This window comes from Anaerolineales bacterium (assembly GCA_016928575.1).
Classification (GTDB): domain Bacteria; phylum Chloroflexota; class Anaerolineae; order Anaerolineales; family RBG-16-64-43; genus JAFGKK01.
This window is the reverse complement of record JAFGKK010000076.1, coordinates 1-21,196: the sequence shown is the minus strand read 5'-3', so window position 1 is coordinate 21,196 and position 21,196 is coordinate 1. Positions and strand designations below refer to the sequence as shown.

The following is a 21,196-nucleotide window of genomic DNA, read 5'->3' as shown; positions in this document are numbered from 1 at the left end:
GGAGAGGGGGAAGGGGCCAGGGGATAGGGGTGAGGATGGAAAAGAGCAGGATTTCATTTCAGTATTACTGAGGCTGAGCAGATACCAAAATTTTTATAAATCCTTCTTGTGCCTCTTGTGTTCTTTTATGCGCTTTTTGTGTAAAAATCCTTCACCCGGCCGGCGAAAGGATTGCTTTTTCCCGGTTTCCTGGAGCACCTGTTGCAGATCGCTCAGCTCGAACGGCTTGCGCAGGCAATGGACCTTATTGCGCTCGATGAAATCGCGGGCCGCCTTGCTGGCCGAATCGCCGGTGATGAAAATGATCTTGCGGGCCGTCCGCGGATTCTTTTCCTGCGTCTTGGCGTAGAACTCCAATCCGCTGATGCCGGGCATGCGGATATCGCACAAGATGAAGGCGTAGGCGGCGGCCGAGATCAGTTTCAATCCGTCCAAGCCGTTACCGGCCGTATCCACCTTGTATCCCATGCGCTGCAAAGACAGGGTGAGGACGTTCCGGATATTGGCCTCGTCGTCCAGTACCAAAATTCTTCCGCCCTTGGCCGGGACGGATACGGCCGGGGGAGTGGGCGGCTTCGCCGCGGTTACGTCGCCCGGCGGGATGATCGGCAGTTCCACGAAGAACGTGGTGCCTTTTCCGAGCGCGCTCTCGGTCCAGATCTGTCCGCCATGCTCGGTGGCGATTCCATGGCAGATCGAAAGCCCCAACCCGGTTCCGGTGCCTTCGGGTTTGGTTGTGAAGAAGGGATCAAAAATCAGGGCCAGGACATCTTCTTGCGGGGATCGTCTTAATGGAGTGGGGCTCTAAAGCGTCGGCTCGATTTTCATACGCAGCGTGTAACCATGGATCGCCTTTACTGATCTCACCGGCTTCCGCGCCGTCGGCGGCTGTCTCGACTGCGTCCCCTTCCTTGGCGAGGGTCTTCTCAATGGTGAGTCGGACGCTCGGATCGTCATCCGCGATCAGAATGCGCGCAGTCTCCAACGGTTTCTTCTCCCAGATCCGCGGGCCGGAGAGCGGGCAGGTGCACCCGGACGACCAGGCCGCACTCGGCGCGCCGGATTTCGATCCGGCCGCCGTAATTCCGGAGGATATCCGCCGCGGGTTCCAGCCCGAGCAGAGTCTCCCCGCCGGGTTCCAGAATCCCCCGGGCCTCGCCGTCCGGCCGGATTGCGATCTCGGCGCATACCCCCGGCTTCCCCGCGGGGGCCGCCGCCCGCAGGCCGAGGCGCATCGCACAGCCTCCGGAATCCCGGAACGCCTCGGAGAGGTTCAACAGCAGACTGAGAAAGGCCAGATAGAAATGAAGCCGGACGCCGAACAGGGACGGCAAATCGGGAGCAGCGTCCTCCGTCAGCCGGGTGTCGTTGCTTCCCATTTCTTCTGAGATCACGTCGATCACCTCGCGGAGAAGTCCGTCGAGGGCCACCGTTTCGCCGGCTTTGTCCTCGGCGAAGTACGCCTCCCGCAGGCCGCCGACCAAATCCACCACGCGCTGGGATTCGGACTGGCACAGCTTCAGATACGCGGCCAATTCCCCGGGGAGATCGGGCTCTTCCAATGCCAGCGCCAGCGCGCCGCGGGTGGCCTGCATCGCGTTGTTGATTTCGTGGCAGATGTGCGAGGTCAGGCGGCCGATGGACGCCTGCCGGTCGCGCCGGGCCAGCTGGCCGAGGAGCTTGCGGAACATCTCCCCTTCCCGGCGGGCGCGGCCCAGGCGAATTTCGATCTCGGACGACAACAGCGGCAGGAGAAGGTAGTCGTCGGCGCCGGCGCGCAGGACGGAATCGCGCCGGGCGGGATCGTCGATGATGGCCACGATCCGCCCCGGATGGCCGGGCAGGGAATCCAACCGGCCGGCCGCATTCTGCGGCCCGGTCAAATCGATCCATAGGCTGAGGTCTTCCTGAGGGGATTGCGCGAAACGGCCCGGATCGTTGCGGGCTTCGTGGAGGGTCGGGAATGCTGCCAGGGTCCAATGGATTGGAAGGAGCGCGGCAATTTCATCCCTGAGTTTCGGATTGCCGCTGATCAGTATGACGGTCGCCGCCATCTTTATCCTGTGATAAAAAGATTTTCGACGACTTCCCGGAGAGATCCTATAAACGGTTTCTAAAAACCTGCGCCTCAATTTTACGGACCGTTTATGTAACGGGCGTGCTTTCATCGGCGAACGGGGTTTTGATGTTTTCCTTCGCCGGCTCCGGCGGCCGGAAGAGGAGGGCGTGGGGAGGTCCCCCGCGCCGCCGAATGAAATTTTCCCGGACTGCCAGCGCCGATTGCGGTTGCGCCGGAATAAGACGGGTCCTGCATGGCGGTTTGGAAGGAAAGATCGGCCCGCCGAAAGCGAAAAAAGACGCATTTGCTTCTATGAGGGCGTTGGTGTCAAGGCCTTAAGGGAAGAGAAAGAAATTCTCCCTCCCGATCCGCCGTGGTGCAGCAGAGGAATTGGCTTTCCCGGGATCCTTTCCAGGCGACCAGCCACCCCGTTCCAGCACCCGGAAAGGCTGATGGCTTGCGGCGGCCATCGCCGGAACGGAGTGCGGCTTCCAAGCCGCCCGGCACAGGATCGGGAATCGCAAATTCCCCCCTGTGGCGGCTGCGGATCGTTGTCTGCCGGGCAAGGCACTGCCCGGGGATCATCCGCTCTTCCAGATAAAAAGGACGTCCCCCCGAACCGCGGAGTGGAAGGGGGGACGTGGAATGCCGCAGTGACGCAGGGCGGTTGGGCTAGATGTATAAATCGCGCTTGTTGTAGGCGAGGTAGGCGGCCGCGACGCACACGGCGATGATTCCCGCCGAGAGCAACACGTAGCCGCCGTCTAGCGCGCCGTCGCGCAGCAGCGCCGCGGCGTCGAAGTACTTGAAGGGCGTGAAGTACTTGAGGAAATCCAGGTCCTTCTGCATCCCCGAAATGACCGACATTATGTAGGTGGTTAGGATGATCCCGACCGCGGCCGAGCCTGAGAGTTTGTACTGCTTCATCGCGCAGCCGAGCAGCAAACCCAGGGCGAGGAAGACCAGCTCGATCAGGAACATCGCCTGCATCTCGAGCGAGAGGAAGGCGTAGAATTCAGCGTCGGGCGCGTAGCTCGCCACGAAAAGGAGCGACATCGCCCAGGTGATCAGGACGAAGGCGGCGCAGTTGACCAGCGCCGCCAGCGCCTTGGCGGTGATCACCCGGCTGCGCGAGACCGGCAGGACGAGCGAGAATTCCACCGTTTTGTCGCGCTCCTCCTTAGAGATGAGGTCGGTCCCCCACATCGCCGCCGCGATCGCGCCCATCAGCCCGAAGTAGACGAACAGGATCCCGAAGAAACCGGTCACGGTGGTGAGGTTGAAGGCCCGCAGGTTCATCGCGTCGAGCATCGCCTCCGGAACGGTGTCCAGAAGCTTCAGGCTTTCCGGATCGCCGGCGAAGGCGGAAAACTTGGCGGTTCCGATCATGATCAAGAGCCCCATGATCACGCACCAGATGACGAGCGATTTCAGGTTGGTCCGCAGTTCGCGGAAGAAAATGTTCATCGCGCCTCCTTACGAAGCCGCCGGGATGTCGCGGCGGAGGTACAGCGCGTAGGCCAGGGCCAGCGCGCCGACCGACACCCCCACGTTCAACGCCGCCAGGGGCCCGTTCCACGCGCCGGTATTGACGATGTAGGCCGGATCCCAGTGCTTGAACGGCGTGATGTACTCCAGCTTGACGTCGCCCAGCATCCCGCTGAAGGCCGAGAGCACGTAGGCTCCGAAGCCCAGCCCGAGCGAGTAGGGGGTGACGCTGCGCACCCGCTTGACGATCAGCGAGACCGCCAGCCCGACCGCGAGGAAGAAGACCTGGAACAGCGGCAGGCTGGCCATCACCAAGAGCAGGACGTGGGCGTCGTACTCGTGGCCGTCGTTCCACACGGCGACGGAAAGCAGCGAGACAGCCCAGGTCAGGAGCGTGGTGAGCCCCATCGCCGAAAGGGCGGCCAGCAGCTTGCTGTTAAGGACCTGCAGCCGGCTGACCGGCTTGGTCAGCAGGAAATCCGCCGTCAGCTCGTTTTCCTCCACCGAGACCAGCCCGAAGCCGTAGTTGCCGGCCTGGATCGCCAGGCAGATTTCGACGAAGATCAGCAGGAAGGCGTAGAACCCGAGTACGGTGGCGAAATTCAGCTTATCGATTCCGAACGCCGCGCGCAGTTCGGGCGGGAACTTGGACCACAGCTCGTTGATCAGCGCGGCGTCTTTGGCGAACCCCGGGAAAATCGAGAAGAACAGGAACATCAGTGCCGCGACGGCGGCCGACCAGACGGCCACCGACCGCAGCCGGGTGAGAAATTCGTGTCGGAAGATGGTTGCGCTCATCGCCGCCGCCTATTCGTAGTAGTGCATGAAGATTTCTTCCAGGGTCGGCTCCTCGATGGTCACGTCGTCCAGCTTCAAGCCGCCGATCTTCTTGACCACCGCGTTGATGTCGCCCTTGAAGAAGAAACTGACCGTTCCGTCCTCGGTTTGGAGGTTGGTCGCCCCGGCCAGCTTGAGGTCGGCCGGCTTGAGCCCCTTGGCGGTCACGCACACCTTTTTGTAGTTGTTCTTCTGCAGGGTGCGGATGTCGGAGATTTCGACGATTTTTCCCTCGCGGATGATGCCAACCCGGGTGCACAGGCGCTGGACCTCGCCCAAAATGTGCGAGGAGAAGAAGACGGTCACGCCGCGCTTGTTTTCCTCGCGGATCAGATCGAAGAACTTGCGCTGCATGAGCGGGTCGAGCCCGGCCGTCGGTTCGTCGAGGAAGAGCAGTTTGGGGCTGTGCAGCAGCCCCTGGACGATGCCGACCTTCTTCTTGTTACCGTAGGAAAGGTCGCTGATCCGGCGGTTCATCTCCAGTTCCATCAACTCGGAGAGTTCCTTCATCCGCCGGGTGCAATCTTTGCCGTAGAAGCTGGCGGAATACTTCAGCAGGTCGATCACCTTCATGCCTTCGTAGTAAAAGACCTCCGAGGGCAGGTAGCCGATGTCGCGGCGGATTTCCGGCCCGTGCTTGGTCACGTCCTTGCCGAAAATCCTCGCGCCGCCGCGGGTGGGGTGGATCAGCGATAGCAGCAGGCGGATGGTGGTGGACTTCCCGGCGCCGTTGGGGCCGATGAAGCCGAAGATCTCGCCTTCCTCCTCGCGGAAGGAGACGTCGACGATGCCCCGCGATTTGCCGTAGTATTTGGAAAGGTTGTCAACCTCAATGATGCTCATAGGCAGGCTCCTTGTGCCCGTCGGGATGGATGCGCCCGTTGACCGGCGGTTAATCCTGATCATTATAGAGCGGTTTTTTCGAAATGGAATAGACCGGCGCCGGTTTTTACGCGCCGCCGGTCCGAAGCTCCGGCATGGTGCCCGGGAACCCCTTGAGGTGGGAGGATGATCCGGCCTGGCTTTTCATAGCGGCGGACTGCTGTTGCGGACGAGTCTCAATCGAATCCATCGGACGCGGTTTTCCGGCCGGCCGGAAGGCGCCGGGGCGGACGGAATCCTTCGGCGTAAAGAGCAATCCTGCCGCGGCGGAAGCTTCCTGAGGCCATTCGCGCGTGAAACGGCCAGTAATAAAGAAGAGGCGGGCATTCCCGTACTACCCGCTGCTTTTCGCCCTTGACAAATAAGTAAACACTGTTTACTATTGTCCTCGATGGCTGGAAAAGCGGATCAACCGCAGAGGCGGGATCTTTCTCGGCAAAAGATCCTTGATAAGGCCAGGAAGATCTTCCTGGAAAAGGGCCTGGCCGGGCTTTCGATGCGCAAGCTGGCCAAGGAGCTGCGCCACACGCCGGGCGCGCTCTACAAGCACTTCAGCGGAAAAGAGGAGATCCTGCAGGCGATCCGCGAGGAAAGCTGGGCGATCGCGGGCGCGCTGGACACCAACCTGCCGCCGGACCTGGGCACGCGGGATCTGCTGATCGAGAACGGCCGGCAGTACCTGCGCTTTGCGGCTGCGTACCCGGAGCATTACCAGCTGATGTTCAACACCCCGGACCTGCCGTACGGCGCGCCGGAGGAAATCCGGAAGCATCCGCAATTCGCGCCGGTGGTCGCGATGGTGGCGCGCGGCGTGCAAAGGGGGGAAATCGCCCTTCCCGCGGGCTACGATGCGGCGATGCTGGCCACCCAAATGTGGATCACCATCCACGGCGCGGCCATGCTGCGGTTGACGGTGATGAAAGCCTACGGCAGGGAGTTCGAAGAATTCTTCGACCAACTGCTGGTGGCGATGGTGGATACGGTGGTTCGGAAATGAGTTTTTTTTACCACTAAGTAAACACCGTTCAAATGAATGACCGCGCAGCTTGCTGCGCGGTAGCAAAGCCCCGCCCCGGCTTCGCCGGGCGAGGCCGGGGAGCGCAAATGCGAAGAACTGCGAGGCAAGCCGCGGGGTATTCATCATCCCGCGAGAGCGGGATAAAAGGAGAGTCCGGATGTCGAAAATCGATAGGCGCACATTTCTCGGTTGCTCGGCCTTGACTCTGGGGGCGGCGTGCCTGGGCTGCGGCGGGATGGCGTATTGGGCGGCGGCGCCGCCGCAGGCGGAATACCTCGAAGGTTCCATTTCAGGAGCGGATGGCATGGACAAGAAAGTTCTGGTTGCTTACGCATCGAAGTGCGGATCCACCGGCGAGATCGCGCAGGCGATCGCCGAGGAACTGGCCGCCCGCGGCCGCGGGGCCGAGCTTATGCTTGCGGAAAACGTCCGGGACGTGAGCGGCTACTCGGCCGTCGTTTTGGGCAGCGCGGTCCGCTTCGGCCGCTGGCTATCCCCGGCGGCGGATTTCGCGGCCCGGTTCGAACAGGCGCTCCGTGAGAAGCCGGTCGCGGTCTTCAGCGCCCACATCATGGCGCTGGGGGACGGAGAGATGGACCGCTCCATCCGGGAGGATTATCTTCCGTCGGCGATTAAGCAGATCGCGCCGGTGTCCACGGAGTTCTTCGCCGGCAAATTCGATCCGCAAAAGCTTTCCTTCCTGGAAGGAACGCTCGGCCGGTTGATCGGCGCCAATAAAGGGGACCTGCGGGATTGGACGAAGATCCGGGCTTGGGCGGCGGAGCTGAATATCTGAGTCTATTCCGTCCCTGCCAGCCCTTCCTCATTCCCTCCCCAACTCCTCCCCTTCTCCTGGCTTATGCCAGGAGAAGGGGAGGGGTGCAGGGGTAGAGATGAGGCGGGAGGTGGGATGAAATGAAGAAAAGAAGGAAGGAATCATGTCTCAGCGTATCTTGAATATCCTCACCATCGCCATTTTAATCCTTTCCGCCTTTGCCGCCGGAGCCGGCCTGTTCTGGCCGTCGGCCGGGACGCCGTTCGAGTTCACCACGGTCATGGGCGAGCAGGTGGAAATCACAGGCTCCGGCTTGTACCGCTGCGATCCGGTCGCTGGATCTTCTCAAGCCCAGGCGGTGGACGCGGTGACCCTGTTCCTGGCCGTCCCGGCGCTGGCCGCGGCCCTTGCGCTTTCCAACCGCGGTTCCCTGCGCGGCCGCCTGTGGCTCCTCGGCATGCTCGGGTTCTTCCTCTACAACTACACCGTCGCCGCCTTCGGCGTCTGGTTCAATCCGTTGTTCCTGGTCTACGTCGCGCTCTTCGGCCTTTCCCTGTTTGCGGCCGCGCTGGCCGCCTCGCAGATCGACGCCGCCGTTCTGCCGGCCCGCTGCTCAGAAGGATTCCCGCGCCGGGGGATCATCGCCCTGTGCCTCGGACTCGCCGCCTTCCTCACGGCCGCCTGGCTGGGACGGATTCTGCCGGCTTTGGCCGCCGGCGAACCGCCGTACGGATTGGACAATTACACCACGCTTCCCGTCCAGGTTTTGGATCTGGGATTGATCGTGCCGCTTGCCGCGGCGACCGCCGCGTTGCTCTGGAAGCGAACTCCGCTCGGGTATCTGCTTTCCTCGGCGCTGATCGTCAAGGGGGCCGCCATGGGAGTGGCGCTCGTCGCCATGATCGTCAACGAGGCGCGCAACGGCGTGAAGATCAGCTATCCGGAGGCGGGGGTGTTCACGGCGATGGCGGCGGCGATGGTGTTCCTGTGCGGGAAGGCTCTGGCAGCCATCGGGAAGCCTGCTGACGCGCAATGAATGCGCGGTTACCGGCACTCGCGGATGCGACCCGCATGTCGGGGTTGCGTTTCCCGCCGCATTCCTTCCCGGCCGGCTTGATCCATCCGGAGGACCGAATTCCCCCGGCTGGGGGGACGCAGACGGGCGGCCGGCGCACGATTCGCCCGTCCGCTTGCCGGATGATGCCGGAGAAAGCTTTTTTCGCGCTGGTATAATACCCGGCCATCTCTTCGAGGTCGGCGAATGGCGACTCTGCAGAAACCTCTGATCAACCCGGTTGTGGTGTTGCGGGAAGAATTCGACGATTGGGCGGTGTTGTTCAACCCCGATACGGCCGAGGCCGTGGGCATCAACCCGGTGGGGGTGGCCGTCTGGAAGCTGATGGACGGCCGGCAGACCCTCGAGCAGATCGCCTCGCAGATTCAGGAACGGTTCGCTCGGGTTCCCGGCACGGTATCTGAGGAGATCGACGAGTTCGTGGCGGATCTGGCCCGGCGCGGGTTCGTCGGGTATGAATTCGGACCGTCCGAATGAACGGAACATCCGGCGCGGTGATGCGCACACCGCGCAGCTTGGATCTGGAAATCACGGCGCAATGCAATCTCCGCTGCCGGTATTGCTATTATTTCCACAACCCCGCGGTCGAGTATCAGGATCTCCCCACGAACGAATGGCTATCCTTCCTCGAGGAGCTGGGCTCCTTGGGGGTGATGGAACTCACCCTCTCCGGCGGCGAAGCCTTCCTGCGGCCGGACATCCGCTTGTTGATCTCCGCAATCGTGAAGAACCGCATGCGGTTCCGGGTGCTTTCCAACGGCGCACTCATCGATGATGACCTGGCCGCCTTTCTGGCCCAAACGGGACGCTGTAATTGCGTACAGGTCTCGCTTGACGGCGCCTCGCCGGAAGTCCATGATTCCTGCAGGGGGACGGGTTCGTTTTTGGGAGCGGTGCGGGGCATTCGCACCCTGCGGCGGCATGGGGTGAAGGCGGCCGCGCGCGTGACGATCCATCGCCGCAACGTCGGCGACCTGGAAAACATTGCCCGGTTGCTGCTTGAGGATTTGGGCCTGGAGGATTTCGGCACGAATGCCGCCGGATATTTGGGGTCCTGCCGAATCCACGCCGAAGACATCCTGCTCACGACCGCCGAACGTCAGCAGGCGATGGACACCCTGTTGCGGCTGGAGGCCCGGTATCCGGGACGGATCCAAGCCGCCGCCGGACCGCTGGCCGAGGGAAAAATGTGGCGGGCGATGGAGGACGCCCGCCGGCGGGGCGCGTCGGCATCCGCCCTGGGAGGACGGCTCACGGCATGCGGCTGCACGTTTGAAAGACTCACCGTGCGCGCCGATGGAGGGATCGTGCCGTGCAGCATGCTGGCCCACCTCGTCCTCGGCCGGATCAACCGGGATAAGTTACAGGAGGTGTGGCTTGAAAGTCCCCGCTTGAAGGAGATCCGGGGGCGCAGTGCCGTGTCCCTCGATTCGTTCGAGTTCTGCGCGGGATGCGAGTATCGGCCATATTGCACCGGGAACTGCCCCGGGCTGGCGTACGCGCTTCTCGGCCGAATCGATCATCCCAGCCCCGATGCGTGCCTGCGACGTTTTCTGGCCGACGGCGGACGCCTGGATCCAATCCCCGAATGAGCGGATATCCGCTGCGGCAGATCTATTTCTACCTCACCGCGGGATGCAATCTGGCTTGCCGCCATTGCTGGCTGGCGCCGAAACGGGACGCGGACGGCACGCGCTACCCCGTGCTTGCCCCGCCGGCGTTCGAAGAAATCCTGCGCCAAGCCAAACCCTTGGGTTTGCAATCCGTCAAATTGACCGGCGGCGAGCCGCTCCTGCATCCGGACATATCCACCCTCTTGGCGGCGGTCCGGCGGGAAGGATTGCGTCTGGCTGTGGAAACCAACGGAGTCTTGTGCACTCCGGAATTGGCGATCGAAATCGCCTCAGCCGGCGAGCCTTTCGTCTCGGTCAGTCTGGACGGGGCGGATGCCGCCGCCCACGATTGGGTGCGCGGCGTTCCCGGATCGTTCGAACAAGCGCTGGAAGGGATCCGCCATCTAGCTGCCGCCGGGATTCGGCCGCAGGTCGTCTTTTCCATCCTACGGCACAACGCCGGGCAGATTGAGGCGGTGGTCCGGTTGGCGGAAAGTCTGGGGGCGGGATCGGTAAAGTTCAACGTCGTTCAGCCGATCGAGCGCGGCGCGGCGCTGCACGGGGGTGAGCAGAACCTCGCCGTGTCGGAATTGATCGAAATCGGACGCCGGGTGGAAGGGGAGTTGGCCCGCTCGACGCGGTTGCGGCTGTTCTTCCATTACCCGCCGGCGTTTCGCTCGCTGCGGACCCTCTCCGCCGGCGACGGCTGCAGCGTGTGCGGCATCAAGGAAATTTTGGGCGTGCTGCCGGACGGCGAATATGCGCTGTGCGGGATCGGCGTGCATGAGCCCGAGTTGGTTTTCGGCCGCGTGGGCGTCGTCCCCTTGGCGGAGGTGTGGAGGGATCACCCCGTCCTGAACACCGTCCGCGACGGACTGCCGGGTCGTCTGGAGGGGGTATGCGGCCGTTGCCTGATGAACAGCCGTTGCCTGGGGGGGTGCCTGGCGCTTAATTTTTACCGCAGCCGGAACCTGTTCGCCGCCCATTGGTTCTGCGAAGCCGCTGAGTCGCAGGGGCTGTTTCCGACCTCGCGGTTGATGCCGGAATGATCGCCCGGCTGAATCGCCGAGTCGGCGGCGTCCACCAGATGCGCGAAAACGGCCGGAGGCACGCCTGGCCCATTGGCTGTTCTCCGCCTCCGGGGGATGGTTTTTCCCGTTTTCTGACAAGGTGTATAATAAGTAATCTTTCAAGCTAGGATTATTCGGGCCGGATTCCCACAAGGAGAACGACATGCCGGAACTGCCCAAGGAAACCCAGGAAATTCCCCAGGAAAAGCCGGAATATGAAGCCCCTGTCGTCGTGGAATTAAGCGCCATCCAGCGCGGCGAAGGAGGCTTGCCGGTTGGTTGCTTTAACGGCAGCGCCGCCACTCCCACGTGCTCGACCGGTTCTTTGGTTTTCTAATCCGTAAAACACCGTCCCGAATCCCCTTCCGTTTTGAAGGGATTTTCCCAAACCGTTGCGGGTGGCGGCTGATACCAAAGCCGCCACCCGTATGCTTTCCTTCCGGCAGATGCGCTTCCTGTTTATTTCCCCGTTTTCCCCCCTGACGCCTGTCCGGTGGATGCCGTTGGGCCTTCCATTCATGGCGGCGCAGTTGCGTCGGGATGGACACGCGGCGGAGATCTTCGACCGCTTTGCCGTGCAGTCCCGCGCCGGACAAGGCGTATCCGCCGCAGATAAATCGATGCTGGCGCGGATTGCCGGTTTCCGGCCGGATTGGGTCGGTCTGAGTACGATCACCCCTCTGATTCACGACACCGTCCATTGCGCGGGGTTGATCCGCAAGGAAGGATTCCGCGGAGAGATCTGGGCCGGAGGGTATCATGCCACTGCCCTCCCGGAACTGACGTTGCGGAAGATCCCCGAATTGGACGGCGTGGTGGCCGGGGAAGGCGAAGAGGTGCTCTCCAAGCTGGCGGACGGGACGGATCCGGCGGCGCTGCCGGGAGTGTGGCGGCGGGATGGATCGGGAGTCCGGCCGGGGAATGCGCCCAAGGCTCAGGTCGCCGATTTGGACGGTTTGGCGCTCCCGGCCTTCGACCTGATGGATATGGGTTTTTACACCGAGCGGACCGCGTACACGGTCCGCGGCCATAATCTGCGGGCGGTCACCCTGATCACGTCGCGGGGATGCGAATTCCGCTGCCGCTTCTGCGCCGAATCCCTCACCTACGGGCGCGGGATCCGATTCCACAGCGCCGAATACATCCTGGAATGGGTGCGAAAGCTGGCCGCCGAATATCCGGTGGACGGGATCCACTTTCACGACAACGACTTCCTGGCCGACGAAGGGCGGGTGCGGAAAATTTGCGCCGGCCTGCGGCGGCTGGGGTTGCATCGCCGGCTGCGGTGGAGCATCCAAGCCCGCTCCGACCGGCTTTCGCCGGAACTGGCCCGATTGCTGAAACAGTCCGGATGCGTTTTGGTCGAAATCGGAATCGAAACGGGTTCCCAGGAGGAGTTGGACAGACTCGGTAAGGGCGCGACGGTGGATCAGGGCGAGCGGGCGGTGCGCCTCTGCCGCCGCGCCGGGTTGGACGTCCACGCCTATATGCTCCGGCGCACCGAAAACGAAACCCTCGCTGTGCTCGACCAACGCCTGGCTTGGCTTCGGCGGGCCGATCCCACCTCGTTTCAATGGAACGACCTGCAGATATATCCGGGCACACCGCTGTATGCCGAACGGGGCGGGGATTTTTTCGCCCGCAATCCGTGGACGGAGGAGGCCGTCACCGGATACTACTCGGCGGACCACGTTTCCGGCCTTCCGCCGGAAATCCGGAACGCGTGGACGCAAAAGCATTTCGCGCCCTTCGTCCGGCGGCATTTTTGGCGGCATGCGATCGGCCGGGTTCCGCTGGATTCGCTTGTGCGGCGGATTTGGCTGGGGGGAACGCGGCGCATGAAACGCCTTGTGGCGGGGGAATCCCGCGTTCCCGCTCGAACCCCGGATGCCGAATAACGGGGCTTCGCCGCGCGAAGATGGAGTGGCCGCCTGCTACCGCTTCCGGTTGGGCAACGGCGCGCGTTGGTACGTGGCGGCCGGGGATCCGGCGGCGGAGTCCGTCGTGGCCGGGCTGGCGTCCGTGATGAATCTTGCGCCGGCGCCCATGGCGGAGGCAGATGCGGACGGCTTGCGGAAGATGATCATTTTCAGCGCTCCTCCGGATCCGCAGCCGGAGGTTTTTTTCTGCGTCCTTCCGCGGCCCAGATCGCCCGAGTATGCGGAGTTCGATCGATACACGGCGATCTCGCATGCCTTGGCCCTCGTGCTGTTGCGGGATGGAGCCGTCCTGCTGCACGGCGCTTTGGCCGAGTACCGGTTCGAAGCATCCGCCGGCAAGGGGGTGGTCTTTTCCGCATCCGGCGGCACCGGAAAAACCACTGTCAGCCTCCGCCTGACAGCCCCGTGGCGGTCGTTGAGCGACGATGCGGCCCTCGTCGTACCATCCGGGGAAGGCGGATACCGGGCGCACCCCTGGCCCACGTGGAGTACCTTCTTTTATGCCGACCAGGCCGGAGGCATTTGGGACGTCCAAGCTTCGACTCCGTTGTGCGCCTGTGTTTTTCTCAAGCGGGCCGAGCGGGATTCTCTGGAACCTTTGGGCGCGGGGCATGCCGCCGCCTTATTGAGCGAATCGGCGCGCCAGATCAATGCGCTGGATGCCAGGCTTCCCCCCGCGGAATTGCGGCCTCTCCGGCGGGTGCGGTTCGAAGCGGTTTGCGGTCTGGCCCGGGCCGTGCCCGCGCATTTGCTGCGTGTGAGTCTGGAGGGCGAGTTCTGGCGGGAAGTCGAGCGGGTGCTGAAATGAGATTGAACCCGTCCCAAACGGCTGTGTATTCCGGAAGGAGCATGAATCCGACCCTGGGCGAACCGGATGTGCTGGAAATCGAACCGTATCGGGATCGTCCTGTCCGGGCGGGCGACATCGTCCTCTTCCATGCTCCCGGCCGGGCGGAGTCCATCGTCCACCGGGTGGAGTCCGTCACTCTCGAAGGAATCCGCACCCGGGGTGACGGCTGCTTCCAACCGGATGACTGGCTGATCGGCGCCGATCAAATCATCGGCCGGGTGACCGCCGCCCGGCGGGGCGGAAGGGTGCGGAACGTGGCCAACGGATTTTCCGGACGCCTGTGGGCGCAGTTGTTGCGCGTTGGACTGCCCTTCGGCGCGGCGGCGAACCGTTTTCTCCATGCCCCCTACCGCGCGATTGCGGGTGCGGGCCGCATCTGGTGCTGGCTGCCGTCCGGCTGGCGTCCGCGGAAGGTGCTGTTTGCGGCGAACGGGCGGCGCATTTGGCGCATGCTGTGGGGCCGGCTCGTCATCGGCCAGATGGAGGAAGGGTGCGGCGGTTGGCGGATCCGGCGGCCGTTCCGCCTGCTGATCGATCCGCGCGAGCTGGATCTCGATCCATGAAACTCACCGAGGAAGACCGCACGCTGGTCCATTTCATCGGCCGGAATTTTCCACCGCAGGTCCGGGAGGGCCTGCCGCCTCCGCCGGCGTCACCGGATTGGGGCAAGGTGATCGCCCGGGCGGAACGGCAAAGGCTGACGCCCTTGCTGTTCGAATCCGCCAAGAAAACCGGAATGCTGCGGGAAATTCCTCCGCAAGCGGTATCCGATTTTCGGCGCAATTTTCTCCGTTCGGCGAATCAAAGCGAGGAGATTTTCCGGGAGCTGGCCGCCCTGCTGGACTCTTTCGCCGCGGCGCGCATACCGGTGATTGTCTTGAAGGGCGGCGCCCTGGCCGTGGCCTTGTATGACACCGTGACTCAGCGGCCGATGTGCGACCTCGACCTGCTGATTCCGAAGGATGCCGTGCCGGAATGCGCGCGGATCCTGGCCGGGCGCGGGTACATGGAATGCCACAACCTGGGACGGGGGTTCGAACAGGAGTTCCGATCCGAACTGAGCTTTGTCCGGCCCGACGCTTCCGGGTTGATGGTGGAGCCACACTGGCATATCTTCAACCCGCCCTCCTTTTCGAAGCGCATTCCCGTGGCATGGTTTTGGGAGCGCGCCGCGCCGGTTGAGATCCGCGGCCGAAGCGCGCGGATGCTTTCCCCCGCGGCGACGCTCCTGCACCTGACGGGGCATTATTCCCTCCACCACGGGGGAGCCGGTTTGCTTCAGCTGTACGATATCGCCCGGGTGCAGGCGCGCTGGGGAAAAGCGATAAACGCGGAGGAACTGGCCGAGGCGGCGCGGTCCTTCGGGTTGCTGTCCGCCGTGCAAGCCGCTTTGCGGGAGGCGGCCGCGCTGTGGCGGATTCCCGTACCGGAGGGCTTCGACCGCGAACTGCATCGCCGCGGCAACGCCTTCTTGGCGGAGGCGACAAGCACCTCCCGGTATTTTCATCATCTGCGGGATTTTATGGGAGTCGCCGGGTGGAAAAACCGGCTGGCGTATCTTTGGAAACTTGCCTTCCCCAGCCGCGAATATCTCCGCCAGCGGTACGGCATGCGGGAGGATCGGCTGGCGGCGCTGTATTACGCGTACCGGCTCTTGCGCGGCGGGATCGGCATGGGGAATATTCTGTTAGACTTGGTGCGGAACACCGCGTTGTTTCCATAACCGAATAGCGCAGCCGGGCGCCGGGAATTAAAGGGGCGGGTTTCCGCGTCCGTCCGTTTTTCCGCCGGTTCCGCGGTCGTGAAAAGGCCAATCTTCATCATCGCCTGGTATAAAAACCGCCGCCGCCGATCTCGCTTTTTCTCCGATCCGGCGTCCTCAAATCCGCGCTTCGATCCAGCGTTGCATGTCCCCCAGCACCTGCTCGCCCCCCGGCCCGTGGAACGTCTCATGCGGCATCCCGTCGTAGATGCGAAGCGTCTTGTCTGCGGAAGCCGCCCGGTCATAAAGCAGCCGCGCGGCGCCGGGATCGACGATCCCGTCCTCGCCGCCTTGAAAGGCGAGGAACGGCAGGGTGATGCGGTGCGCCTCGCGCGCCGCGCGCCGCGCCGCGCGCAGGATTTCCGCCGCCAGCCGGGCGGAGGTTTTGCCGTGGTGGACCAGCGGGTCCGCGCGGTAGGCCCGCTGCGCGTCCGGGTCGCGCGAAAGGGCCGCGGCGTTCATCCGCATCACTCCCATCCCCGGCGCGACCGCCGAGAGGACGAGGCCGGCGGCGATCCGCGCCGGCGAAATCCTGCGGCTGATCTTCACCGCCGGGGCGGAGAATACGGCGCCGCGGAAACCGGTGGGATGATCGAGCAGGTGGTAGGCGGCGACCAACCCGCCCATGCTGTGGCCGAACAGGAAGACGGGTTTGCCCCCTTCCCATTCCAACACCAGGCGGTGAAACGCGCCGAGCGTCCGGCTGAAATCTTCGAAGCGTTCGATCCGGCCGCGCACCCCCTCGGAAAGGCCGTGGCCGATCTGGTCGAATCCGAACACGGCGATCCCGCGCGGAACGAATCGCCCGACCACGGTCTGGTAACGGCCGCAGTGCGAGCCCAGCCCGTGGAGGATGATCAGCGCCGCCCGCGCTTCGGCTTCGGGCAGCCAGGATCGGTGATGGATACGGAGGTTCCGCGGGCCGCGGAAGGTTCCTTCGTTGACGACCATGCTCTCCGGCCGTATCGGAGGATCAAAGGTGCGCGGCGAGCCAGGATTCTATGTCGCGGAACACCTGCTCGCGTTCCGGCTCATTGAAGATCTCGTGGTAGAGCCCCGCGTAGATTTTCAGCGTCTTATCCTTGGATCCGGCTTTCTCGTGGAGGATTTGCGCGCCGTCCGGATCCACCAGGCGGTCCGCACCGCCCTGCATGGCGATGAAGGGCAGGGTGATCTTGCCGGTTTCGGCCGAGACGCGGATCAGCGCCCGCAGCATCTCCGCCGAAAGCCGGGCGCTGGTCTTCCCGTGAAACACAAGCGGATCCTCGACGTAAGCCTTAACCACCGCCGGATCGCGGGAGATGGTAGCCGGATCCACGGGAAGGACGCCCGCCGTGGGGGCGAGGAGCGAAAGGGCCCGGGCCATGAAGACGGTTGTCTGGGTGACGTGCGAGGCGACCTTGACCACCGGCGCCGAGAACACCGCGCCCTGGAACTCGGCCTGATGGTCGAGCAGGTAATACGCGGCGATCAGCCCGCCGATCGAATGGCTGAGCAGGAAGATCGGCTTGCCCGGCTGCCACTGCTTGATCATTCCCAGGTACTCGGTGAAGCAATCGGAAAAATCCTCGAAGCGTTGGACGTACTCGCGGCGCCCCTCCGATTTCCCGTGACCGATCTGGTCCATCCCATAGACGACGTAACCGCGCGGAACGAAATACTCGACCACGTTGAGGTACCTTCCGGAATGCTCCCCCAATCCGTGGACGATCGGCAAGACGGCCTTCGGATCCCCGTCCGGCATCCAAGCCTGGTAATAGATCAAGGTGTCCCGGACGCCTTTAAACTTGCCTTCAATGTGATTCATGAAGACTCCTTTTTCAGATTATTCATAGGATTGTACATCCGGCGCCCCGCAAGGAAAGTAAATTTCCTGTATAAGGATTATTGCCGAAACCGTCGCCCTGCGGAGCGGGGTGTTCTTAACAAGCATCCACGTCCTCCAATCACTTGATTCCCGCTAAAAACACCCCCGGCGAAGAACGCGCCGAGGGCCGGCGCGGGAATGGCATCAAATGAAAACACGAGGGAATTACGGCAAATACAGACATATGGGAATGACGGAAAAATAAACAATGCGGAAATGGCGACGCAACCAGAATGTGATGTTGATGAAAAAACCGCTTTCCAGACGGCAATTTACCCCATCAGATTATTGAGAGGATGTTTCGGGACACAACACCGGCAGGGTTCTGAAAAATGTCATAGACAACGGCATCCCGAGCATTTTACATAATTTTGGTGGGGAGATGTTTATCGCGAGCGGCTTCGTCAAAGGCGGGCCGCGAGCCAGGCTTGCACATCGTCCAGAACCTTTTCGCGCTCCGGTTCGTTGTGCGTTTCATGGTACAAGCCCTCGTAGAGTTTGAGGGTTTTGTCCGCCGATCCAGCCCGGTCATAGAGCATCCGCGCGCTGTCCGGATGGGCAAGCTTGTCCGCCGTGCCCTGCAAGGCGATCAAGGGCAGGCTGATCTTCCCCAGCTTGTTCTCGATGGCCAGGATGGTTTTCAGTATCTCCGCCGCCAGCCGGGCGCTGGTCTTGCGGTGATGGACGAGCGGATCGCGGATGTACGCCTCCACCACGTGCGGATCGCGGGAGACCGCGCGGGGATCGAGCGGCAGGATTTCCGCCGTCGGCGCGAGGACCGCGAGGACTTTCCCCGCCGCGATGACGGCGGGGGAAACGCGTCCGGGGACCCGGATCGCGGGAGCGAAAATCACGGCGCCCCGGAAATACTCCTGGTGTTCGAGCAGGTAGTAGACGGCGATCAGGCCGCCCATGCTGTGGCCGAGGAGAAAAACGGGCAGGCCCGGCTGCCGGGCTTGGACGATGCGGTGGTAGATCGCCAGCGTGTCGGTGTAGTCGTCGAACCGCTCGACGTATTCGCGCCGGCCCCCGGATTTGCCGTGGCCGATATGGTCGAGCGCATAGGCGGCGAATCCGAGCGGGACGAAGCGGTTGACGACGTTCCCGTACCGCCCGCCGTGTTCGCCGAGCCCGTGGACGATCAGCAGCGCGGCTTTCGCCTCCCCTTCGGGAAGCCAGGCTTGGTGATAGATCTCGATCCCGCGCACGCCTGGGAACGTTCCCTCGATCCGGTTCATTTGTCCTCCGTTTCCGCCGCGCTTTCGCGCGCGCCTCGCTGGACCGACGCTTGACGGGCGTCAATCGCCGTTGTGGATTGCGGTCGGACACCCGCCGATCAACCGGTGGAAAGCGCGATCAACCATTGCCCTACAAAATAACAGGCGAGGATGACCGCCTGCGCGGCGCGGAACGGGCGCCGGAAGCGGTTGACCGCCAGGACGGCGTCCGAGAACATAAACAGCAAGGCGCCGGCCGCCGCGGCGATCGTCCCCGGCGTGGGGTTTGCCAACGCCCGGCCGACGGCCAGCGACGCCATGATCACCACAACCGAGACGTATGCTCCGACTGCCGCCTTCATAATCGCGGACAGGGCCGGCCACAGATACGCCAGAATTCCCGCGCCGATGAATCCGAGCACAAACAGAATCCAGGCCAATCCGCCGCCCGGCCCCGCGGCGAAGAAGGCCAGTGCATAGCAGACGTGCGTGAACAGGAAACAAACCAGCGCCATGAGGAAATGGCACCGGGGGAGCATCAGCAGAATATCCCCGGCCAGCGAAAACAACAGGCCGATTCCGATGGCCGTGGCATACGGATCGGGTGGAAGCCCGCCCGGAAGGAGGGCGGTGATGAAAATCAGCACCGTGGTCAACGGCTTGCAGACGTAGATCAGCGCGCGGCGCGGCGGGCGCAGGTAGTAGCCGAGAATCGTCAGCCCGGCCGAGAGGAGGATCGCAAGGGAGACGAAGGGGATTAGGGATTCCTTTTCCATTCCGTACCTGCCTTCCGGACCCCCAACCCCCGTCCCCTTTCCCCTCTCCGGCAGTTACTCCGGGAGAGGGGGGAGGGGTGCAGGGGAAGGGGGTGAAGCCCAATCCAGCGTGCGGGTGACGGCTTTCTTCCACCCGGCGTAAAGCCTTTCGCGTTCCGTTTCGCCCATCCGCGGAGTCCATTCCTTTTCCTTGCCCCAATTGCCGCGCAATTCGTCCAGGTCCTTCCAAAAACCGACCGCGAGCCCCGCGGCGTAGGCCGCCCCGAGCGCGGTGGTCTCGGTCGTTTTCGGGCGGATCACCGGCACATCGAGGATGTCCGCCTGGAACTGCATCAGCAGTTCGTTGCGCACCATCCCGCCGTCCACTTTGAGCGCCTGCAGGCGGACGCCAGAATCCTTTTCCATCGCGTCCAGCACCTCGCGGGTTTGATAGGCGGTGGCTTCAAGTGCGGCGCGGGCGAGGTGCCCCTTATTAATGAAGCGCGTCAGCCCGACGACCGCCCCGCGCGCGTCGGAGCGCCAGTGCGGCGCGAATAATCCGGAGAAGGCCGGAACGAAATAAATCCCGCCGCTGTTCTCCACCTCGCCCGCCAGCGCCTCCACGTCGGCCGAGGTCCGGATCAGACCGAGGTTGTCGCGCAGCCACTGGACCAGCGCGCCGGCGACGGCGATCGAACCCTCCAGCGCGTAGACCGCCTTTCGGCCGCCGAGTTTATAGCCCAGCGTTGTCAGGAGACCGCTCGCGCTCGGCGCCGGGCGCTCGCCCATGTTCATCAGCATGAAGCATCCGGTGCCGTAGGTGTTTTTCGCCTCGCCGGGATCGAAACAAGCCTGACCGAAAAGGGCCGCCTGCTGGTCGCCCAGGGCGCCGGCGATGGGCGCGCCCGCCAGCGGCGTTCCGGAGTCCTTGCCGACGGAGCCGTAGACCTCCGACGAGGAGCGGATCCGCGGCAGCATCGCGCGCGGGACCCGGAGCAGCGCGAGGAGCTCTTCGTCCCAATCCAGAGTCGCCAGGTTCATCAGCAGGGTCCGCGATGCGTTGGTGACGTCGGTGACGTGCAGTCCGCCGGTGAGGTTCCAGATCGTCCAGCTGTCCATGGTCCCGAACAACAATTCGCCGTCTTCCGCCCGGCGGCGCGCGCCGGGAACGTTGTCGAGCAGCCATCGGATTTTAGGCCCGGAGAAGTAGGTCGCCGGCGGCAAACCCGTCGCGGCGCGCAGCCGGTCCGGACCGACTTCGCGGGCCAGCTCGGCGCAAATCCCGTCCGTGCGCGTATCCTGCCAGACGATCGCGTTGGCGATGGGCCGGCCGGTGGATTTCTCCCACACCACGGCGGTTTCGCGCTGGTTTGTGATCCCCATCGCGGCGATCTCCGCCGGATCGATCCTTCCCTTCGTCAGTGCGCCGCGGATAACCTCCGCGGTCCGCCGGCGGATCTCCAGTGCGTCGTGCTCCACCCAGCCCGGCCGGGGGAAGATCTGCCGGTGCTCCTGCTGGTCCGCGGCGACCGCGTTCCCGCCGCGATCGAAGATCATGAAGCGGGTGCTGGTCGTTCCTTGGTCGATCGCGCCGATGTATTTGGGCATCGGGTTCCTCCCCGCGGAGACGGAGCCGGCGGCCGGGGGTCCGCCGGCCTGGTTTTGGCGCGGGTTCAAGCCGCGCGGTATTGAAGTATTGTACAGCAAGCCCCGTCCCGGGATTTTTTCCGGGTGCGGCGGCCGATCCTCCCCAACGGCGGTCCGACCTCTTTCTCCTTGGTCGCGGATCGACACCCGTATCCGCCCGGGCCGTGTACAACACTAACAGGGTGTTGAAAAAGCCTAGCGATGTCACAGCGAGCCCCGCCCCGGCTTCGCCGTGGCGAGGCCGGGGGAGCGAAGCGACCCCGGCCCACCCCGCGCCGGGGCGGGCGAAGCAATCTCCCTCTTTTTCCAGCGAAGGAGATTGCTTCGCTCCCTGCGGTCGC

21 protein-coding genes are annotated in these 21,196 nt (G+C 63.5%); 11 read left to right on the top strand and 10 right to left on the bottom strand.

Annotation, left to right across the window (positions count from 1 at the left end):
• Window positions 1-93 precede the first annotated feature (93 nt).
• The 5 genes from JW929_10230 to JW929_10210 form a co-directional block, all read right to left on the bottom strand.
• Entirely contained in the window at window positions 94-708 is a 615-nt protein-coding gene (locus JW929_10230) for a response regulator (protein MBN1439775.1), read from the bottom strand.
• 245 nt (window positions 709-953) lie between these two features.
• Window positions 954-2,054 carry a hypothetical protein gene (locus JW929_10225; protein ID MBN1439774.1) on the bottom strand — a complete coding sequence of 367 codons (1,101 nt, stop codon included), beginning with the start codon at window positions 2,052-2,054 and terminating at the stop codon, window positions 954-956.
• 677 nt (window positions 2,055-2,731) lie between these two features.
• Window positions 2,732-3,526, bottom strand: coding sequence for an ABC transporter permease subunit (locus JW929_10220; GenBank protein MBN1439773.1), 795 nt, complete (start codon window positions 3,524-3,526; stop codon window positions 2,732-2,734).
• 9 nt (window positions 3,527-3,535) lie between these two features.
• Window positions 3,536-4,345, bottom strand: coding sequence for an ABC transporter permease subunit (locus JW929_10215; GenBank protein ID MBN1439772.1), 810 nt, complete (start codon window positions 4,343-4,345; stop codon window positions 3,536-3,538).
• 9 nt (window positions 4,346-4,354) lie between these two features.
• Complete coding sequence (locus JW929_10210) at window positions 4,355-5,227, bottom strand: ABC transporter ATP-binding protein (protein MBN1439771.1); 873 nt, start codon at window positions 5,225-5,227, stop codon at window positions 4,355-4,357.
• A gap of 430 nt (window positions 5,228-5,657) precedes the next feature.
• Between JW929_10210 and JW929_10205 the strand changes: the two genes are divergently transcribed.
• The 11 genes from JW929_10205 (at window position 5,658) to JW929_10155 (ending at window position 15,330) form a co-directional block, all read left to right on the top strand.
• A complete protein-coding gene (locus JW929_10205; protein ID MBN1439770.1) occupies window positions 5,658-6,263 on the top strand; it encodes a TetR/AcrR family transcriptional regulator in 606 nt (201 codons plus the stop codon).
• Window positions 6,264-6,441: 178 nt separating this feature from the next.
• Window positions 6,442-7,080: a flavodoxin domain-containing protein gene (locus JW929_10200; protein ID MBN1439769.1), complete on the top strand. Its 639-nt coding sequence runs from the start codon at window positions 6,442-6,444 to the stop codon at window positions 7,078-7,080.
• A 142-nt stretch (window positions 7,081-7,222) separates the two neighbouring features.
• Window positions 7,223-8,095 (top strand): hypothetical protein, encoded by an 873-nt coding sequence (locus JW929_10195; GenBank protein MBN1439768.1) that lies wholly within the window; start codon window positions 7,223-7,225, stop codon window positions 8,093-8,095.
• Window positions 8,096-8,320: 225 nt separating this feature from the next.
• A complete protein-coding gene (scmD, locus tag JW929_10190; protein ID MBN1439767.1) occupies window positions 8,321-8,611 on the top strand; it encodes a SynChlorMet cassette protein ScmD in 291 nt (96 codons plus the stop codon).
• Complete coding sequence (gene scmE, locus JW929_10185) at window positions 8,608-9,726, top strand: SynChlorMet cassette radical SAM/SPASM protein ScmE (protein MBN1439766.1); 1,119 nt, start codon at window positions 8,608-8,610, stop codon at window positions 9,724-9,726. The genes scmD and scmE overlap by 4 nt, the downstream gene beginning before the upstream one ends.
• The gene (gene scmF, locus JW929_10180) at window positions 9,723-10,796 is read left to right on the top strand and encodes a SynChlorMet cassette radical SAM/SPASM protein ScmF (GenBank protein ID MBN1439765.1); all 1,074 of its coding nucleotides are present in this window, start codon (window positions 9,723-9,725) and stop codon (window positions 10,794-10,796) included. The genes scmE and scmF overlap by 4 nt, the downstream gene beginning before the upstream one ends.
• Before the next feature lie 184 nt (window positions 10,797-10,980).
• Window positions 10,981-11,154: a hypothetical protein gene (locus JW929_10175; protein ID MBN1439764.1), complete on the top strand. Its 174-nt coding sequence runs from the start codon at window positions 10,981-10,983 to the stop codon at window positions 11,152-11,154.
• A gap of 166 nt (window positions 11,155-11,320) precedes the next feature.
• Complete coding sequence (locus JW929_10170; protein MBN1439763.1) at window positions 11,321-12,715, top strand: B12-binding domain-containing radical SAM protein; 1,395 nt, start codon at window positions 11,321-11,323, stop codon at window positions 12,713-12,715.
• Window positions 12,705-13,565 (top strand): SynChlorMet cassette protein ScmC, encoded by an 861-nt coding sequence (gene scmC / locus JW929_10165; protein MBN1439762.1) that lies wholly within the window; start codon window positions 12,705-12,707, stop codon window positions 13,563-13,565. Before JW929_10170 ends, scmC begins: the two co-directional genes overlap by 11 nt.
• A 41-nt stretch (window positions 13,566-13,606) precedes the next feature.
• On the top strand, window positions 13,607-14,170 hold the full coding sequence (locus JW929_10160) for a S26 family signal peptidase (GenBank protein MBN1439761.1): 564 nt from the start codon (window positions 13,607-13,609) through the stop codon (window positions 14,168-14,170).
• A complete protein-coding gene (locus JW929_10155; GenBank protein ID MBN1439760.1) occupies window positions 14,167-15,330 on the top strand; it encodes a nucleotidyltransferase family protein in 1,164 nt (387 codons plus the stop codon). Before JW929_10160 ends, JW929_10155 begins: the two co-directional genes overlap by 4 nt.
• A gap of 156 nt (window positions 15,331-15,486) precedes the next feature.
• Here JW929_10155 and JW929_10150 read toward each other — a convergent pair whose 3' ends face one another.
• The 5 genes from JW929_10150 to glpK all read right to left on the bottom strand — a co-directional run bounded on the left by JW929_10150 (window position 15,487) and on the right by glpK (window position 20,816).
• Window positions 15,487-16,320, bottom strand: coding sequence for a lysophospholipase (locus tag JW929_10150; protein MBN1439759.1), 834 nt, complete (start codon window positions 16,318-16,320; stop codon window positions 15,487-15,489).
• A gap of 22 nt (window positions 16,321-16,342) precedes the next feature.
• Window positions 16,343-17,176 (bottom strand): lysophospholipase, encoded by an 834-nt coding sequence (locus tag JW929_10145; GenBank protein MBN1439758.1) that lies wholly within the window; start codon window positions 17,174-17,176, stop codon window positions 16,343-16,345.
• Between the two features lie 464 nt (window positions 17,177-17,640).
• The gene (locus JW929_10140) at window positions 17,641-18,474 is read right to left on the bottom strand and encodes a lysophospholipase (GenBank protein ID MBN1439757.1); all 834 of its coding nucleotides are present in this window, start codon (window positions 18,472-18,474) and stop codon (window positions 17,641-17,643) included.
• 98 nt (window positions 18,475-18,572) lie between these two features.
• Window positions 18,573-19,229 carry a lysoplasmalogenase gene (locus JW929_10135; GenBank protein MBN1439756.1) on the bottom strand — a complete coding sequence of 219 codons (657 nt, stop codon included), beginning with the start codon at window positions 19,227-19,229 and terminating at the stop codon, window positions 18,573-18,575.
• Between the two features lie 54 nt (window positions 19,230-19,283).
• Entirely contained in the window at window positions 19,284-20,816 is a 1,533-nt protein-coding gene (glpK, locus tag JW929_10130; protein ID MBN1439755.1) for a glycerol kinase GlpK, read from the bottom strand.
• Window positions 20,817-21,196: the final 380 nt, after the last annotated feature.

What these genes read in the sequence shown, in the direction of transcription:
- JW929_10225 (MBN1439774.1), bottom strand. Translation starts at nt 2,054, where the DNA reads ATGGCGGCGACCGTCATACTGATCAGCGGCAATCCGAAACTCAGGGAT.
- JW929_10220 (MBN1439773.1), bottom strand. Translation starts at nt 3,526, where the DNA reads ATGAACATTTTCTTCCGCGAACTGCGGACCAACCTGAAATCGCTCGTC.
- JW929_10215 (MBN1439772.1), bottom strand. Translation starts at nt 4,345, where the DNA reads ATGAGCGCAACCATCTTCCGACACGAATTTCTCACCCGGCTGCGGTCG.
- JW929_10210 (MBN1439771.1), bottom strand. Translation starts at nt 5,227, where the DNA reads ATGAGCATCATTGAGGTTGACAACCTTTCCAAATACTACGGCAAATCG.
- JW929_10205 (MBN1439770.1), top strand. Translation starts at nt 5,658, where the DNA reads ATGGCTGGAAAAGCGGATCAACCGCAGAGGCGGGATCTTTCTCGGCAA.
- JW929_10200 (MBN1439769.1), top strand. Translation starts at nt 6,442, where the DNA reads ATGTCGAAAATCGATAGGCGCACATTTCTCGGTTGCTCGGCCTTGACT.
- JW929_10195 (MBN1439768.1), top strand. Translation starts at nt 7,223, where the DNA reads ATGTCTCAGCGTATCTTGAATATCCTCACCATCGCCATTTTAATCCTT.
- scmD (MBN1439767.1), top strand. Translation starts at nt 8,321, where the DNA reads ATGGCGACTCTGCAGAAACCTCTGATCAACCCGGTTGTGGTGTTGCGG.
- scmE (MBN1439766.1), top strand. Translation starts at nt 8,608, where the DNA reads ATGAACGGAACATCCGGCGCGGTGATGCGCACACCGCGCAGCTTGGAT.
- scmF (MBN1439765.1), top strand. Translation starts at nt 9,723, where the DNA reads ATGAGCGGATATCCGCTGCGGCAGATCTATTTCTACCTCACCGCGGGA.
- JW929_10175 (MBN1439764.1), top strand. Translation starts at nt 10,981, where the DNA reads ATGCCGGAACTGCCCAAGGAAACCCAGGAAATTCCCCAGGAAAAGCCG.
- scmC (MBN1439762.1), top strand. Translation starts at nt 12,705, where the DNA reads ATGCCGAATAACGGGGCTTCGCCGCGCGAAGATGGAGTGGCCGCCTGC.
- JW929_10160 (MBN1439761.1), top strand. Translation starts at nt 13,607, where the DNA reads ATGAATCCGACCCTGGGCGAACCGGATGTGCTGGAAATCGAACCGTAT.
- JW929_10155 (MBN1439760.1), top strand. Translation starts at nt 14,167, where the DNA reads ATGAAACTCACCGAGGAAGACCGCACGCTGGTCCATTTCATCGGCCGG.
- JW929_10150 (MBN1439759.1), bottom strand. Translation starts at nt 16,320, where the DNA reads ATGGTCGTCAACGAAGGAACCTTCCGCGGCCCGCGGAACCTCCGTATC.
- JW929_10145 (MBN1439758.1), bottom strand. Translation starts at nt 17,176, where the DNA reads ATGAATCACATTGAAGGCAAGTTTAAAGGCGTCCGGGACACCTTGATC.
- JW929_10140 (MBN1439757.1), bottom strand. Translation starts at nt 18,474, where the DNA reads ATGAACCGGATCGAGGGAACGTTCCCAGGCGTGCGCGGGATCGAGATC.
- JW929_10135 (MBN1439756.1), bottom strand. Translation starts at nt 19,229, where the DNA reads ATGGAAAAGGAATCCCTAATCCCCTTCGTCTCCCTTGCGATCCTCCTC.
- glpK (MBN1439755.1), bottom strand. Translation starts at nt 20,816, where the DNA reads ATGCCCAAATACATCGGCGCGATCGACCAAGGAACGACCAGCACCCGC.